Origin of the sequence: Rhodococcus sp. TAF43 (genome assembly GCF_052113525.1) — a bacterium.
Classification (GTDB): Bacteria; Actinomycetota; Actinomycetes; order Mycobacteriales; family Mycobacteriaceae; genus Prescottella.
In genome coordinates, this window is the sequence record NZ_JBFRDL010000058.1 from 1 (window position 1) to 16865 (window position 16865).

Annotated in this window: 12 protein-coding genes; 9 read left to right on the plus strand and 3 right to left on the minus strand. The window is 66.7% G+C overall.

From position 1 onward, the window contains the following. Positions 1–133: integrase core domain-containing protein (locus AB4Z09_RS25485; RefSeq protein ID WP_442240992.1), on the plus strand; the 133-nt coding region annotated here is incomplete at its 5' end. Between the two features lie 13 nt (positions 134–146). On the opposite strand, the gene glsA is transcribed toward AB4Z09_RS25485, so the two are convergent. After that, positions 147–1973: a glutaminase A gene (gene glsA, locus AB4Z09_RS25490; protein ID WP_442240975.1), complete on the minus strand. Its 1827-nt coding sequence runs from the start codon at positions 1971–1973 to the stop codon at positions 147–149. A gap of 156 nt (positions 1974–2129) precedes the next feature. Between glsA and dxs the strand changes: the two genes are divergently transcribed. Further along, the gene (gene dxs, locus AB4Z09_RS25495) at positions 2130–4100 is read left to right on the plus strand and encodes a 1-deoxy-D-xylulose-5-phosphate synthase (RefSeq protein ID WP_174914641.1); all 1971 of its coding nucleotides are present in this window, start codon (positions 2130–2132) and stop codon (positions 4098–4100) included. Between the two features lie 6 nt (positions 4101–4106). Here dxs and AB4Z09_RS25500 read toward each other — a convergent pair whose 3' ends face one another. Further along, positions 4107–5702, minus strand: coding sequence for an oleate hydratase (locus tag AB4Z09_RS25500; RefSeq protein WP_442240976.1), 1596 nt, complete (start codon positions 5700–5702; stop codon positions 4107–4109). Between the two features lie 289 nt (positions 5703–5991). Between AB4Z09_RS25500 and AB4Z09_RS25505 the strand changes: the two genes are divergently transcribed. Further along, positions 5992–6786, plus strand: a complete 795-nt coding sequence (locus AB4Z09_RS25505; RefSeq protein ID WP_442240977.1) for a pentapeptide repeat-containing protein — start codon at positions 5992–5994, stop codon at positions 6784–6786. A 3-nt stretch (positions 6787–6789) separates the two neighbouring features. On the opposite strand, the gene AB4Z09_RS25510 is transcribed toward AB4Z09_RS25505, so the two are convergent. Continuing rightward, positions 6790–8226, minus strand: a complete 1437-nt coding sequence (locus tag AB4Z09_RS25510; RefSeq protein WP_442240978.1) for a sugar porter family MFS transporter — start codon at positions 8224–8226, stop codon at positions 6790–6792. A gap of 125 nt (positions 8227–8351) precedes the next feature. Here AB4Z09_RS25510 and AB4Z09_RS25515 point away from each other — a divergent pair, with 125 nt between their 5' ends. From AB4Z09_RS25515 to AB4Z09_RS25540, 6 genes are all read left to right on the plus strand, one after another. Beyond that, complete coding sequence (locus AB4Z09_RS25515) at positions 8352–8720, plus strand: SseB family protein (RefSeq protein WP_254622899.1); 369 nt, start codon at positions 8352–8354, stop codon at positions 8718–8720. After that, complete coding sequence (locus AB4Z09_RS25520; RefSeq protein WP_442240979.1) at positions 8717–9334, plus strand: hypothetical protein; 618 nt, start codon at positions 8717–8719, stop codon at positions 9332–9334. The genes AB4Z09_RS25515 and AB4Z09_RS25520 overlap by 4 nt, the downstream gene beginning before the upstream one ends. 38 nt (positions 9335–9372) lie before the next feature. After that, positions 9373–14331, plus strand: coding sequence for a putative T7SS-secreted protein (locus AB4Z09_RS25525; protein ID WP_442240980.1), 4959 nt, complete (start codon positions 9373–9375; stop codon positions 14329–14331). Between the two features lie 42 nt (positions 14332–14373). Continuing rightward, the gene (locus tag AB4Z09_RS25530) at positions 14374–14961 is read left to right on the plus strand and encodes a hypothetical protein (protein ID WP_442240981.1); all 588 of its coding nucleotides are present in this window, start codon (positions 14374–14376) and stop codon (positions 14959–14961) included. A gap of 452 nt (positions 14962–15413) precedes the next feature. Beyond that, positions 15414–15680 (plus strand): Imm50 family immunity protein, encoded by a 267-nt coding sequence (locus AB4Z09_RS25535; protein ID WP_442240982.1) that lies wholly within the window; start codon positions 15414–15416, stop codon positions 15678–15680. Between the two features lie 18 nt (positions 15681–15698). After that, positions 15699–16055, plus strand: coding sequence for a hypothetical protein (locus AB4Z09_RS25540; protein WP_442240983.1), 357 nt, complete (start codon positions 15699–15701; stop codon positions 16053–16055). Positions 16056–16865: the final 810 nt, after the last annotated feature.

Sequence of the window (16865 nt, forward strand, 5' to 3'; positions counted from 1 at the left end):
CTACCGTCAGGTCTTCACCAGCAACAGCGAACGCGCCGACGCACTTGCACCCTGGCTCGAGTACTACAACACTCGACGACGCCACAGCGCACTCGGAGGACTCCCACCGATCAGCCGACTGCAACCAACCTGATGGCCAGGTACACCTAGTCGGTGCGTCCGTGCTGTTCGAAGGTGCGCAGCAGCATCCCCAGTTGCCCGTACGCGGCTGTGGCGAGGCGTTCGAGGAGCGCCGACTTGATCTGTGGGGCATCGGCGGTCAGCCGTGCGAAGCCGTCGGGCGGCAGTACCGCGAGGGTCACCGCGGTGTCGGCGCGGACGTCGTTGAGAAATGTCGAGTTCAGCAACGTCGGCATCTCCCCGAACGTCATCCCCGCCGCCAGTGTCGTGATTCGGTGGATCGCGCCGTCCGCCGAGGTGACGGTGGTGCTCGCGCGGCCGGACAGGATCAGGAAGATCCCGGCGGCGGGGTCGGCGCGTCGGGCGATCAACTCACCACGCGCGAAGGTCCGCGACTCGAGTTCGTCGGTGAATCTCTCGAACTGGTCGGCGGTGAGGTCGGCCAGGAGCGGATGCTGCTCCAGGTCGATCGACTCGGGCTGACGGCCCCCGCGGCAGTGCCGCGCCAGCAGTATTTCCTCGCACCACTGGGTGGCCCAGTCCAGGTCCGCGAACACCCGTCCGCCGGGATCGTCGGGTGCAAGGGTGGACAGGGTGTGTCCGAAGAGCCCCTCCGGGTCGACCAGGGCGCTGTGGCACCCGCCGTCGGCGAGGTCGGCCCGCAGCGACTCGATCATCCGACGAGCGATCCCGCTGACTTCGTCGACCCGGCGCACATCGACCACGACGGCCTCGAGGTCGGCGCGTTCGGCGTCGATCTCCCGGACCGCCGTCTCGGCGCCGGTGAACAGTAGATCGCCGTGCAGTTCGTAGATCCGCGCGCGGCTTCCGAAGGCGTCGAGAGTGGCCAGCTCGGCGTCGGTGCGGCGTGTGCGCGACGGCGCCGAGCCGACGTCGTAGCGTGCCCGGATCGACGAGCGGGCGGCCCGGGTGACGTGCAGGAAGTGCAGTTCGAGGTCGCGGGACAGTTCCCGGCACGCCTGCACGCCGCGGACGCTGTTGCCGTGCCGGTCGAGTCGGGGGGAAAAGACGGCGATGCCCAACTGTCCGGGCAGCACCGCGAGGACGCCACCGCCGACGCCGCTCTTGGCCGGCATCCCCACCTCGGTGACCCACTCGCCGGCGGCGTCGTACATCCCGCACGTGGTCATCACGCTGAGGACCCGCTCGACGAGGGCGGGGTTGAGCACCCGGTCCCGGGTGAGCGGGTTGACGCCGTTGTTCGCCAGGGTCGCCGCYATCAGCGCGAGGTCGCGGCAGGTGACGTCGATCGAACACTGCCGGAAATACAGGTCGACGGCCTCGTCGGGGTCGCCGGTGATGACGCCGAACGAGCGCAGCATGTAGCCGATCGCGCGATTGCGGTGCCCGGTGCGGGCCTCGGACGTGTACACCGCCTCGTCCAGCGTCAGCTGCCGTCCCGCGCAGCGCGAGTAGAGCTGCCGGATCCTTTCGAACCGCTCGGCCGGATCGGCGCCGGCGACCAGCGACGCCGACGTGATGGCGCCCGCGTTGATCATCGGATTGCGCGGCCGCTCGGTGTCGGGGTCGAGGCTGATCTCGTTGAACGCCTCGCCGGACGGCTCCACATCGATCTTCTCGGCGACGGCGTCGACGCCTCGGTCGGCGAGCGCGAGCGCATACGTGAACGGCTTGGAGATGGACTGGATGGTGAATGCGGTGCCGCAGTCGCCGACCTCGTACACGTGCCCGTCGGACGTCGCGACGGCGATCCCGAAGCGGTCGGGTGTCACCGCCGCCAGCTCGGGAATGTAGTCGGCGACGTTCCCGTCGTGATTGGCCCGGACCACGTCGTACACCCGGGTGATGAACTCGTCGACCACATTGCCCATGGAGCAACAGTAGGATGAGCGAACAGTCCGGGATGTGTATTCGAGCACGAGCGGCGCGGTCGGATCCGATGCCGAGCGGCCTCGTGTTCGGCGGCTCCGTAGACTTGTCGGGCTGTCGTGTGACAGCCCGTGAACCTGCTGGAGGGAGCGATCTCGTTGGGTGTCCTTGCCCGTATCCAGACGCCTGACGACCTGCGTCAGCTCGATCCTGAGGAGATGAAGGAACTCGCCGCGGAGATCCGCGAGTTCCTGGTGCAGAAGGTGTCCGCCACCGGCGGTCATCTCGGCCCCAACCTCGGCGTCGTCGAATTGACGCTCGCGCTGCACCGGGTGTTCGATTCGCCCTCCGACCCGATCATCTTCGACACCGGCCACCAGGCCTACGTCCACAAGATCCTGACCGGCCGCAAGGACGAGTTCGACTCACTGCGCAAGCAGGGTGGTCTGTCCGGTTACCCGTCGCGCGCCGAGAGCGAGCACGACTGGGTCGAGTCGTCACACGCGTCGGCCGCGCTGTCGTACGCGGACGGGCTCGCGAAGGCGTTCGAGCTGTCCGGGCAGAACCGGCACGTCGTCGCGGTGGTCGGCGATGGCGCGCTCACCGGCGGCATGTGCTGGGAGGCGCTCAACAACATCGCGGCCGGCCGGGACCGCTCCGTCGTGATCGTGGTCAACGACAACGGCCGCTCCTACGCCCCGACCATCGGCGGGCTCGCGGACCACCTCGCGGCGCTGCGCCTGCAGCCGGGCTACGAGCGGATCCTCGACAACGGCCGCCGCATGGTGAAGAAGATGCCGTGGGTCGGCCGGGCCGCGTACCAGCTGCTGCACGGGATGAAGGCCGGACTCAAGGACGCCGTGAGCCCGCAGGTGATGTTCACCGACCTCGGGATCAAGTACCTGGGCCCGGTGGACGGGCACGACGAGGTGGCGATGGAGTCGGCGCTGCGGCGGGCCAAGGCCTTCGGTGGTCCGGTGATCGTGCACGCCGTCACCCGTAAGGGCATGGGTTACGCCCCCGCCGAGAACCATGTCGCCGACCAGATGCACGCCACGGGCGTGATCGACCCGCTCACCGGTCGCTCCCGCGGAACCTCGGCCCCGGACTGGACCTCCGTGTTCTCGGCGGAGCTCATCGCGCAAGCTGAGCAGCGCGACGACGTCGTCGCGATCACCGCCGCGATGCCGGGCCCCACCGGGCTGGCCGCGTTCGGCGAGCGCTTCCCGGAACGGATGTTCGACGTCGGCATCGCCGAGCAGCATGCGGTCACCTCGGCCGCCGGTCTCGCGCTGGGCGGCATGCATCCGGTGGTCGCCATCTACTCGACGTTCCTCAACCGTGCGTTCGACCAGTTGCTGATGGATGTCGCGCTGCTGAAGCAGCCCGTCACGATCGTGCTGGACCGTTCGGGCATCACCGGCGTGGACGGCGCGAGCCACAACGGCATGTGGGACCTGTCGCTGCTGGGCATCATCCCCGGCATCCGGGTCGCCGCGCCCCGCGACGCCGCGACCCTGCGCGAGGAACTGCAGGAGGCGCTCGCGGTGGACGACGGCCCGACGGTGATCCGGTTCCCGAAGGGTGCCGTCGGCGACGACGTTCCCGCGGTGCGCCGCCTCGACGGTGTCGTCGACGTCCTGCAGATGCCCGAGGACGACCGCGGCGACGTGCTGTTCGTTTCGGTCGGTTCGTTCGCTGGGCTGGCACTCGAGGCCTCCGAACGTCTCGGCCGGCACGGGATCTCAGCGGCGGTCGTCGACCCGCGGTGGGTGCTCCCGGTGCCGGAGTCGCTGGTCAAGCTCGCCGAGAACTTCCGGATGGTCGTCACCATCGAGGACAACGGCCTGCACGGCGGGATCGGTGCCACCGTGTCGGCGGCGCTGCGCGGGGCCGGCGTCGACGTTCCGTGCCGGGACCTGGGCGTGCCGCAGCAGTTCCTCGACCACGCGTCCCGCGACCAGATCCACAGTGAGCTCGGTCTGACCGCGCAGGACGTCACCCGCCAGGTCACCGGTTGGGTCGTGGGCCTCGACCGGGCGAAGACCGACGGAGAGGTCGCAGTGGGGCTCGACAAGCAGGCACTCGACAAGCCGGGTCTCGACAAGTCGAATCCGGCTGTCGGATAGAGGCTTCTACCGGAACGCCGCCTCGAGTGCCTTGATGCCGACCTTCGGGTCGAGCAGCCCGTGGTAGATCGGGGGGATCGGCTGGTCGACGTCGAACAGCGTGTAGACGGCGTGCATCGCGCCGTGGACCGAGTATTCGACGGTGAACACGACGTCCTCGGGCAGGGAAGTGAACTGCCCGAGGAAAGCGAAGTTCTCGGAGCCGGCGGGGATCACCTTCGGGCGGTCCTCCGGCACCCGCCGGCTGAACAGCGCCGACGCGTACGGCATCATCACCGTCGTCACGTCGGTGGTGGCGAGCACCTCGTCGAGGATGTCTTCGAAGCCGTACTGGTGGATCAGTTCGGTGAGAATCTCCTTGCCGGTCGCCTGGGACATCTTCTTCCTGACGTAGTCGCCCTCGTTGTCGATGTCGAACCCGTAGCCCCACAGCGTGTAGATGTCCTCGGGCTGCTCCGGGAAGTGGGGCTGGTACGGGATGGCGGTGGACAGGTGCCACCCCGACTCGAACCACGTGGTCAGCGCGCCTGTCCCGGGCTCGTTGCCGGTGTACTCGGTGATGCGGCGCAGCAGTGTGTCGCCGCGCATGGTGAGGGTGAACGACTCCCACTTGTTCTCGTCGATGTTGCCGTAGAAGGTGTTGGGCCGACCGAAGTCCGACGCCTTCTTCGCGATCTCCTCCCACAGCGACCAGTCGTGGTCGACGCGGTCGCGAATCAGTGGTGGGACGTCGTTGTTGCCGCCGTAGGTGGAGTCGGCGGTGATCGAGCCGAGCGTGACGAACGCGTAGTCGTTCTCGCCGAGGTCGATCGTCGATCTGCCGTCGGCGTTCTCGACATGCAGACGGGTCACCCGCCGCGGCTGACCGGCCTGGGCGAAGTCGACGTCGACGACGCGGTTGGCGAACCGGACGTCGACATTGCGCGACCACATCCACCGCTGCAGCGGTACCACCATCGAGTCGTACTGGTTGTAGACGGTGCGCCGGACACCGGACAGCGTGTGGATACGGGGAAACTCCTGGACGAAACGCAGGAAGTAGCGGCGCAGTTCGGCCGCCGAGTGCCACTTCTGGAACGCGAACGTTGTGCGCCACATCTGCCAGAAGTTCGTGGTGAAGAAGTGGTCGCCGAACATCTCGTCGATCCGGCGGGCGCCGAGCGCCCGTTCCGGCAGCCCCAGCAGGCGCATCATCTCGAGCCGGTCGCGGTTGTCGAGGCCGAGTTGCGACGCGTCGACGATTGTGTGCCGCGCGTCGATCAGGCGCGCCTTGTCGTTCGTCTTGACCTTCGCATTGAAGTCGAGGATCTCCTGGCGGACGCTGATGTCGGGATTCTCCAGCGACGGAATCGACTCGAGCAGATTCCACGTGCACTGGTAGGCCTCCTCCTCGAGTATCCGTCCGCCGCGGGTGACCCAGCCGTCGGTGACCGCGGGGGAGCGTGCGCCGTCGAGGGCACCGCCCTCCACGTCGAGTTCCTCGAGGATGTGCACATGGTCGCCGGGCACGCCGGCGTCCCGGATCGCGAAGGCGGCGACCGCCATTCCGGCGATGCCGCCGCCGACGATCCAGAGGTGGGCCTGTCTCGGGTCGACTGCCATGGGGGACCTCCCGCTTCGGAGCGGCACCCCCGACACCACGCATCCCGGCGACGTCGGGTGCCGCGGGGAGCGACATCGCGAGGACCCACGCCAAGTGTTCGCCACCGGTCGGGCGCCGTCAACAGGCCGGACTCGATCGGTTTCGGGTCGGTCTGTGAATGGCTGTGCCGTTCAATGCGTTTGGGATAGTCCCCTGTGTCGGGTGACAATGGTGGCGCCCGGGGAGCCCCGGTGTGAACCACGGGGGAATTGTCGACTGCGTCGGAAGGACTCGATTCGGGTGCCGGAAATGACTGAGCTGTCCGCAGATTGCGGGCAGTGCTTCGGGCTGTGCTGCGTCGCGCTGCCGTTCGCGAGGTCGGCGGACTTCGCTGTCGACAAGGACGGCGGGACGCCGTGCCGCAACCTCGTCGACGACTTCCGGTGTGGCATCCATACCGAATTGCGGAGGTCGGGGTTCACCGGCTGCACCGTGTACGACTGCTTCGGCGCCGGACAGAAGGTGTCGCAGGTGACGTTCGGCGGTCGCAGCTGGCGGGACGCCCCGGACACCGCGCGATCGATGTTCGACGTGTTCCCGGTGCAACGGCAACTGCACGAGCTGCTGTGGTACCTGGAGGAGGCGCTCCGGATCCGGGCCGCGGCGTCACTTCGGTCGGAGCTGACGGCGCTGCGGGACGAGACCGTGACGCTGACCGACAGCACGCCGGACGTGCTCGCGGGCCTGGACGTGGCCGAGCACCGTGACAGGGTCAACGGCGTGCTCCTGCAGGTCAGTGAGCGGTTCCGGGCGGGTGCTCCTGGACGTCCCCGCAATCACCGCGGCGCGGATCTGATGGGTGCGAAGCTGGCTCGCAAGGATCTGCGCGGGGCGAATCTGCGCGGCGCCTGGCTGATCGGTGCGGATCTGCGGAACGCGGATCTGCGGATGGCCGACCTGATCGGCGCCGACCTGCGGGGCGCGGACGTGCGGGGCGCCGATCTCTCGGACGCGCTGTTCCTGACCCGGTTCCAGATCGGTGCCGCGCGGGGTGACGCGCACACGAAGCTCCCGTCGGCGCTGTCACGACCCGCTCACTGGTAGCGCTCAGCCGGCCTGCTCGAGGGTGCGGCCGCGGGTCTCGGTCACGAACTTGGCGACGACGAAGATCGAGAGCAGCGACATCACCGCGTAGCCGCCGTACGTGAGCGACAGGTTCCAGTCCGCGAGGGACGGGAATGTCGCGGACACGAGGAAGTTCGCGACCCAGTTGGACGCCGTGGCGACGCCGACGGCCGCCGCCCGGACCCGGTTGGGGAACAGTTCGCTGATGAGCACCCACACCACCGGACCCCACGACAGCGCGAAGAAGAACACGAACGCGTTGGCGGCGATCAGCGCGACGGTGCCGCCCGCGCCCGTCAGGGTCGCCACCGACTCGCCGATGTCGTTCGTCGTGACCGTTGCCGAATGGAAACAGACCGCGGCGGTCGCGAGGGAGGCGGCCATTCCGACCGAGCCGACGAGGAGCAGGGGCTTGCGCCCGATGCGGTCGATCACGGCGATCGCGACGAACGTGCCGACGATGTTGACCAGCGCGCTCACGACGCTGATGAGAAGCGAACGGTCCTCGCCGAATCCGACGGCCTGCCACAGTGTGCTCGAGTAGTAGAAGATCACGTTGATGCCGACGAACTGTTGCAGCGCGGCYAGCGCGATGCCGACCCACACGAGCGCCGCGACACCGGTGGTCTTCGAGAACAGGGTCCGTACGCCCACCCGGGTGCGTTCGGCGCCGAGGGACGTGCGGATCTCCTCGATCCGGCGCGTGACGGCCTCGTCGTCGCCACCCTCGAGCTCGCCGATGATCGTGCGGGCGGCGTCCTCTCGGCCGCACCGTACGAGGTGCCGCGGTGATTCGGGGATCGTGAAGGTCATCACGAGGTAGAGCAGCGCCGGCACGGACTCGATCGCGAGCATCCACTGCCATGCCTCGACGCCGAGGAGTTCACCGCGCCCGCCACCGGCTGCCGACGACAGCGCGTAGTTCACGAGTTGGGAGATGGCGATGCCGAGCACGATCGCCAACTGGTACATCGAGCCGAGTCGGCCGCGGATCGCGGCGGGCGCGATTTCCGCGATGTAGGCCGGTGCGATCACCGACGCGAAACCGACTGCGACGCCGCCCAGTACACGCCACAGCGTGAGGTCGACGATGCCGAACGGGAACGCCGAGCCGAGCGCGCCGATGACGAACAGCACCGCCGCGATCTGCATCACCCGGATGCGGCCGAGCCTGTCGGCGATACTGCCCGCGACCCAGGCGCCCAGCGCGGCGCCGAGCAGCGTCAGCGACACCGACAGACCGGTGGCACCGGCGCCGATGTCGTAGCGGTCGCGTATGGAGCCGACCGCACCGTTGATCACGGCGGTGTCGTAGCCGAACAGGAAACCGCCGAGTGCGGCGGCGGCGGAGAACAATACGGCCAGCCCGACGGCGGCGTGAGCGGCTGAGGGCTGCCCGGTGGTACCGAGATTCGACATGGGCGGCCTCCCATCCGAGGATTCCTTCAGCCGGGACGCTACGCCGAATTCGTCGGGTTCGGTCGCGATGGCGACGGGTAGTAGCATTGCGCCGATTCCGGGGGATGGAACGTAGGGGGAGTTCGGTGAGTGGGGGCTGCACAGATCTCATTGCGGAGATCGACGCTTTCTATCAGGGCTTCGGGCAGCCGAACGCGCTGTTCGACGCGTTTCGCCGGGCACCGCTCTTGGTGCCCCTGACGGCCGAGAACCGAGTGTGGAGCTCCGAGATCCGTGATCTCGGATGGGTTCCCGCGTTCACCAGTGAACGCGAGTTCGCGCGGCACGCTCTCACACGTGGTGAACGCATCGAGGCGCGTTACCACACACTGTTCGGTTGGCGGATCGTCGAGCAGGTCTTGCCCAGCTTCGACCGGCAGACCGGGGTGGTCGTCGACGTCGCTGGTGCTCGCCCGATGGCCTTTCCGCCCGATCTGGGTGCGGCGCGATCATGAGTGCAGGGCTCGAGGTCGATCCCGTCGTTCTGCGGCAGGCGGCGCAGGGGATCACCGGGATCATCGACTCGCTGTCCGAGCTCGGGATCGGTGAGACGGCCGCGGCGGGTAGGGGTTTCGCGATGCTGGCGCTGTCGCCGATGGAGGCGGGATCCGAGGCGGTTCAGAAGAGTCTCGAGGAGTACGCGGAGCGGTGGTCGTGGGGCGTGCGCAACCTCGTCCGGTCGGCGAACGAGATTGCCGAGCTGCTCGATCTCCAGGCCGGGCGCTATCACATGATGGACCAGCAGCTCTCCGACACCGTCAAGACCGCATGGACCCATGTCGCGGGAAATCCGCACCTCGGTGAGGAGGAGATCAGCGAGCGGTCCTGGGGCGAGACGTTGGCGGACAACCCGGTCAACAACGTGCTCCATCCCGACTACAGCGGGGAGTCGTTCGACGCCGCGATGGACACGATCCGGACCAACAACGAAGTGATCTCGGCGGTCGGCCCGCAGGCGTTTGCCAACGTGTCGCCGGTGGTCGCGGACGTTGTCGGTGTGGACGTTGCAAGCGGTTACCACACCGGCGCTGCCGAGCAGGCGGCGTCGGTCATGCATGACCAGACCTGACCGACGGCCAGGGCTGGGGCAGGGCGGGGGGAGAACTGATGGGCTATGGGTGGGACGACGTCATCGGAGGCCTGGACAAGGTCGGCGACTTCGTCGAGGACGCGGCCGAAGGAGTTGTCGAAAAGGCCGGCCAGGTGGCCGATGCCGGTCTCGACGGCCTGGCGGGTGTCGCCCGCGGCCTGGGCGCGGACGGGGTTGCCGACGTCCTCACGGACCTCGGCGACCGGGTTGCCAGCAGCACCGGTGGTGCGGTCGACGAGCTCGAACTCGGCCAGACCACCGATCCGCGGGAACTGATCCGTGGCGATGCCGGTGCGGTCAACGAGGCCGTCACCACGCTGACCGAGCTGGGCACGAACATCGGGTCCACCGGGACCTCCCTGCGCACGGTCGACGCCGCCGGCTGGACCGGCGACGCGGCCGATGCGTTCCAGGCCGTCTACGACAGGCAGCCGGCGCTGTGGCAGGACGCTGCCGATGCGATGACGTCCGCCGCGCAGTCGCTGACCTGGTGGGCGAACACGATCGAGTCGGCGCAGGCGCGCGCAGCCGACGCGATCGCGCGATGGGAGCAGGCCGAACAGGAGGAGCGGGCGACGAAGGCCGCCTACGACGCGCTCAGCGGCGAGCAGCGTGCGCGGACCGCCGTGGTCGATTCGTGGACGGCGATGTACGCCGATGCGGTGGAGACTCTGCGTGCCGCCCGGGCCGAGCGCGACAACGCCGCGTCACAGATCGCCGGTCAGTTGGCGGCCCTGACCGACTCGGCGCCCGAGGAACCGCCGTTCACGCAGCGGATGGCCGCGAACTTCGGGGACCTGACCGACGTGATCGAGCACGGCAGCGTCAACTTCACGTCCGGTCTCGTCACCGGCGTCACCGGAATCGTGCAGTTCGTCCGACAGGTCAACCCCGTCGATCCGTACAACCTCAGCCACCCGGCGGAGTACGTCGAAGGACTCAGCGACCTGACGACCGGCCTCGTGGTGGCGGCGGCGGATCCCGGGGCCGTGGTGGACGCGTTCCTCGCCGACGCACGGGCCAACCCGTTCGAGTTCGCGGGAGCCCTCACCGGAGACGCGCTGCTGACGGCGGCGACGGGTGGCGCCGGCGCCGGAGTGGCCGGTGCGCGGACATCCATGCACGCGGTCGAGTTGGCGAGTGACCTGGGGAGCGGCCTGCGGACCGCCGACCATGTGGCCGACGCGACCCGCCACGTCCCGACGCCCGACGTCCCACGCATGGAGGCCCCAGGGCTCGACTCTCCGAGAATCGATGCGCCGGAAATCGATTCACCGTCGTCGCTGCACGACACGGACCCAGGCACCCCGGACCAGTCCACCCCCGCGCACGACCAGGGCTCGACCGGCGCCGGCCACGACCCCGACTTCACCCGTCCACCCGAGGGCGAAAACCCGAACCCACAGCATCTCGCCGAATCCGACTCCGGCGCGGCGCGGACCGCGGAGGACAACGGCCCGGCGAGCGACCAGACGAGCAACCAGGTCACCGAGTGTCAGGACCCCGTCGATGCCGCCACCGGCGAGTTCCTGCTGCCCGAAACCGATCTGACGCTGCCCGGCGTGCTGCCGCTCGTGTTCGGGCGGCGACACCGCTCGAGCTACGGATTCGGCCGGTGGTTCGGCCCGAGTTGGTCGTCGACGATCGACATGCGGGTCGTGGTCGAGGAATCCGGTGTCACATTGCTCGCCGAGGACGGCGTGATGGTGGTCTATCCGCACCCGGCGGTGGGCGAACCCGTCCGTCCGAGACAGTCCCTGCAGCGCTGGACGCTCTCGCGGACCGAGACCGGCGGCTACGCGGTGCACGACCCGGACCGGTCGCTGACCTGGCACTTCGCCCCCAAACCCGAACTCGGCGGGGTCGATTCGGCGCTGGGCAACATCGCCATCAGCGCGATCACGGACGGGTTCCGCAACCGCATCCGGTTCCACTACGGCCCGGACGGTGCACCGGTCGAGGTGTCCCATACGGGCGGTTACCGCGTGCTCGTCGACGCGCGCGGCGGACGGATCGGCGCGCTGTCGGTGATCGACCCGGAGACCGGTGCCGCCGTCGTGGTCCGCCGTTTCGGCTACGACGGCGGGCATCTGACCGCGGTCACCAACGGTTTCGGCGGAGTGACCCGCTACAGCTACGACGCCGACGGTCGGATGCTGTCGTGGCAGGACGCCAACGGCAACCGGATGGTCAACACATACGACGCCGACGGACGGGTAGTGGTCCAGAACGGCACCGACGGCATCATGTCCGCCCGCTTCGACTACGTGCCGACGGCCGACGGGCCGGGGTCGGTCACGGTTGTCACCGACTCGCTCGGGGCCCAGACCGCGCACGGGTTCGACAGCGACCTGCGTCAACGGGACCTGATGTCGCCGAACGGCTCTCGCACGCACACGGACTACAACGAGCGCCGCGAGCCGCTGCGCGTGATCGGCCCGGACGGCGCCGTGACCCGGTATCGCTACACCGCCGACGGCGACGTCGCGCAGATCACCCGGCCGGACGGTCACTCGATCACCGTCGACTACGCCGGGCCGCGCAGGCCGGTCGCCGTCCACCAGGTCGACGGCACGGTCGTCCGCCAGGACTGGGATACCGCGAACAACCTGGTGGCCGTCACCGACGCCGGGGGCGCGCGGACCGAGTACATCTACCACTCGACCGGGGCGGTGTCCTCTGTCACCGAGCCGACCGGCGCCCGCACCCTCGTGGAGTGTGACGACGCCGGGCTGCCCGTCGCCGTCACCGACCCGATGGGGGCGACGACGCGCATCACGCGCGACGCGTTCGGGCGCACCGCCTCGGTGACCGACCCGACGGGTGCGGTGACGCGACTGCGGTGGTCGCCCGACGGCAGGCTCCTGGAGCGGACGCATCCGGACGCCGCAGTCGAGTCGTGGGAGTACGACGGCGAGGGAAACCTCGTGCGGCACACCGACCCCGTCGGCGCGACGACGTCGTACACGTACGGATCCTTCGATCTGATGGCCTCGCGGACCGACCCGGACGGCTCGGTCACCGCCTACACGTGGGACACCGAGCGGCGCCTGACGGCGGTCACGAACCCGCTCGGCCAGACCTGGTGGTACGAGTACGACGCGGACGGGCGTCTGGTCGCCGAATCCGATTTCAACGGTGCCCGAACCGCATACACGCACGATGTCGCGGGACGAGTCGCAACGGTGACGTCCGCGACCGGCGTGACGCGCCACCACTCGCACGACATCCTGGGCCGCCTGCTCGACGTCACCGCCGACACCGGCGAGTTCCGGCGCTACACCCACGATCTGGCCGGACGGACGCTGTCGGCAGTCAGTGGCATCGGCGGGGATCCGATCCATACGGTCGAGTTCGAGTACACGGCTGCGGGGCAGTTGGCGCGGCAGAGCATCGACGGAGCGGGCGAACTGCGCTTCGACCACGATCCGTTCGGGCGGCGCGTCGAGCGGCGTTCACACACCGGAGGTGTCACCGGGTGGCGCTGGAATGCGGCGGGCCTCGTCGCTTCGGTGGCGGTCGACGGGCACTCGATCGGTCTCACCTACGACGCGCGCGGCGCGGTCACCGGGTGGAGAGCGGGAGAGTTGGGGATCACCCGCGGCCACGATTCGCGCGGGCGGCTCACCATGCAGGAGGCGGTGGCGCATCCGGCGTCGTCGCTGAGCTTGAGTTTCGATTCCGGTCCGGCCTCCGCTTCGCGGGTGCTGCGGTCCGACGTGTTCGACTACCGTCCGGACGGCTATCTGGCCGGACAGACGACGACCACCGATCGGGTGTTGCGCCGGCAGTTCGAGCTGGATGCGGCGGGCCGCATCACGTCCGTGGTCGACGACGGCACGGCGGTGGAGCGGTACGCGTACGACGCGCTGAGCAACATCGTGACGCAGACTGCCACGGCGGAGCGGGATGACGCGGGCCGACGCGAGTACCACGGGACGCTGCTGGTGCGCGACGGCCGCACTCAGTTCCACTACGACGACGCCGGCAGGCTGATCCGCAAGGTCACGACCAGACTGTCGCGCAAACCGGATGTGTGGCAGTACCGGTACGACGCGTTCGACCAGTTGGTCGAGGTGACGACGCCCGACGGGACGCGATGGCGGTACAGCTACGACGCCCTGGGGCGGCGCACCGTCAAGTCCCGTCTGGCCGCGGACGGGTCGGTGGCGGAGCGGACTGTGTTCACCTGGGATGCAACGACGTTGGTGGAGCAGTCCACGTCCGATCGTGTCACCCGGTGGACCTATCAGCCGGGAACGCACACGCCGCTGACGCAGGCCTCGGTGCCGGCGGTGGATCTGGCGGATCAGGTCTCGGTGGATGCCGAGTTCTACGCGATCGTCACCGACCTCGTCGGCACGCCGACCGAACTGGTCGATCCGGCGACGGCCGACGTCGCGGGGCGGTCCGCGATGTCGTTGTGGGGGAGCACGTCCTGGACCGGCGCCGCCGACACTCCGATCCGGTTCCCCGGCCAGTACTTCGACAACGAGACCGGCCTGCATTACAACCTGCACCGCTACTACGACCCGGTTACTGCGCGCTACGCGACGACGGATCCGCTGGGGCTCGCGCCGTCACCGAATCCGAACAGTTACCCGCACAACCCGACGGTGTGGTCGGATCCGCTGGGCCTGACACCGTGCCGGACCGGTGATCAAACGAATGCCACAGACCTTCCGGGGCTTCCTGACAGTGCTCCGTCGTTGGCCGGTCATGGGTCGACTGGAAGGACCGCACCGTTCGATCTTCATGAGCAATTGGCGATGACAGCGGCGCGGTCCAGTCCCGAGTCCGGACTTGAGCTTCCGATTACCCTGGGTGACAGACGTTGGCCAAGCGAGGATGGTTGGGGGAAATGGGTTCAGAACGTACAAGGTGTGGAGATTCACTATACAGGAAACAATATTACGGGGCAATTCGACGACTTTAAATTCGCAAATGACCCAGTGTTTCGATATGGAAGATATTAGGTCCTCATGCTTGCAAAGTGTGTAAACGTCGACACGGCCACGATGGTGGACAACACCATCTATCTACGTTCAAATGGGTTGGGCCAGCTCCTGACGGTGGGGAAGACGTACGTTGTCCTGGGACTGATGTCGTGGCTCCCTCATAGCTTCCTTCTGACGGTGACCGATACCGGCACAGGTCACTGGTTACCGATCGAGTTGTTCGACTTGGTCCATCCCGAATTGCCGACAGGATGGTCGGCGGCGGTCTCTCGAAACGTTCCGAAACTGTGGACGGGGGATCCGACTGTTCGTGTGACGATCGGTTTCGCTGAAATGGTCTCAAACCCCTCGTATTACGAAGACCTGTTGGATGGTAAGGAAGAAGCCATCTCTTCCTTCGGGAGGGAGTTTCGTAAACAGTCGCTGGTTGAAGAAGTGCGTGAACAACTCGAAGGGTACGCGGAGAATCGGCTCACGGCGAACGAGGTCTCGGACTGGGCTATTGAACGGATTGAGTTCCTGACCGTGGATTTGATGGACGAATCCATGCTGCCTCTCGTGGACGTGATATCGGAAATGACAGGATTTGCGTCAGATGGTGACGTTGATCGAGACTCCTTGGAGAAGGCGATTCAACGAATAGTCTGAGCAGTAAGCTATCAGGAGGTGCTCGCGCATGCGCGGGAGTGGCTGTCGTCCGAGGATGCACGGAATGAGTATGGGAGCGAAGTTACCGAATCGCTACTTGGAAAGTTGCCTGCGGCGACGGATTCCTCGCTCTCCGGGTACGTCGACTTCAGTGAATTTGGGGTAGATGAATCACTAGACACGGAGGGCCTGGCCCTTCCGTGATGCCTTGAACCGTGGCCTCGCCGCTCGGGGGGATTGGCCCCCGCATGTGGAACCGGATTCCGCCCGCTATGGATTAACTTCGGAATTTTGATGGAAGGATCGTGAGATGAACTGGGTGCGACTCCTCGAGAATCCGGTGGTGATTCGGTCAATATTCGGCGATACGATCCCGTCTCTCTCGGGGGTGGATATTCACGAGTTCCGACTGCGCCGGGACGGTTCCTCCGTCGGGGTCCGCTTCAATCTGAGTGAGTTTCCCGGAGGACCCGCCGGAGAAGTGGACAACCTGGGTGAATACCATTCAGGTTGAACTCGCGATCGATGGGATCGAGAGTTTCTCGATCAGAGAATGGCAGACCACCATGATCGCCGACCTGTCGATTGATCGTATCGCTGACGATCTATTGAGGTTTCGGTCGAATCCTGTTCCGGACTGCACGATTCTCGCGCGCTGGATACGGGTGTCCAAGATCAGCGCCTATCGACAGGTCATGCAACATCCCGCCGCACCCTGATTCGAGGTCTCGAGAGTGGTGAGTGACGCTGTGTTCAGGATATTCGACCTGCCCAGGGTGGAAGATATCCCATCCGAGTTGATCGCGGTCGAGGAAGTCCGCGACGTCCCAGGTGGTGTCTCGATCTCGTGGTCACGCCTTGGAGCAACCTTCCAGCTCGTGGCGGATCCGGTTCTGCGTTCCGTCTCAATCAAGCTCGACCAGGAAGGCAAATGTATTCGTATTTACCGAGAAGGTGCGATCTCGCTTCAGGTGCGTGAGGAGGGCTGCAATATCGGAATGGTGATCGAGTTCAGTTCGGGAAGCCAGGTCGGAGATATTCGGGTAGTGCTCGGCGATCGCGTAGAAATCGGCGAGTCGGCCTTGTTTGCATAGAAGGGATTACCCGTCGATTTCTTGAAGGATGTCGGTGTATTGATGTATTTGAGGCTTTCTGCGGACTACATGAGCCCCGTTGTCACCATGATCGGGTCGGGTCCGGCCAGTCTCGCTTCGCTGGGCATCTCGGATGCGCTTACTCAAGATCTGGAGACATGGAACAGTCGGTATCAGTCGATCATCCAGTTGTCGACCGAGGTTAGGCGCGAGCCCGATTCCGTCGCTTCGATCCGGCGGTTGGACCGGGAGTGAGGGATCCTCGCCTCCAAGATCGCCGCGGAGTTGTCGGGTGGATCCAAAGTTGAGTATTACAGCGAAGGATTGTTTCGGTTGATTTCCTGATCGTTAACTGCTCGGCTGTATTGGCGGGAGGGGATTGGTGATCTACGGGTGCGTGCGTCCCGTTCTCGGGACGCGCTTTCGAGGGGGCGAGCAGTGATGCAGGTGGCCGTGAAAGCCGGTGGTATCCAAGGCGATCGAATCGACGTATCCAGTGTCAGGGGTGACTTCCAGGCCATCTGGATGGGAGACGATCCGGTCGCTTCCGGGGCGGTGTTGGACATTGAGGTGGAGATACCGGGTTTGGTTGTCGCGCTCTGTCGGGAGGACTTGAACGAGGCCATCTCGATCGGTTCGCGTGGTCGGTGGCTGTGCTCGGGTGCACCCGACGGGGATCTAGAAGAGAGCAGCGGCGATCGTGATGGCTACTGGCGAGAGAATCTCACTGAATCGGGAATCTGCCGAATCCGTCCCTGTTCTCGCAGATCTTGCTCAACGACGTCCACGAATCGGTGTTGTCGGTATCGA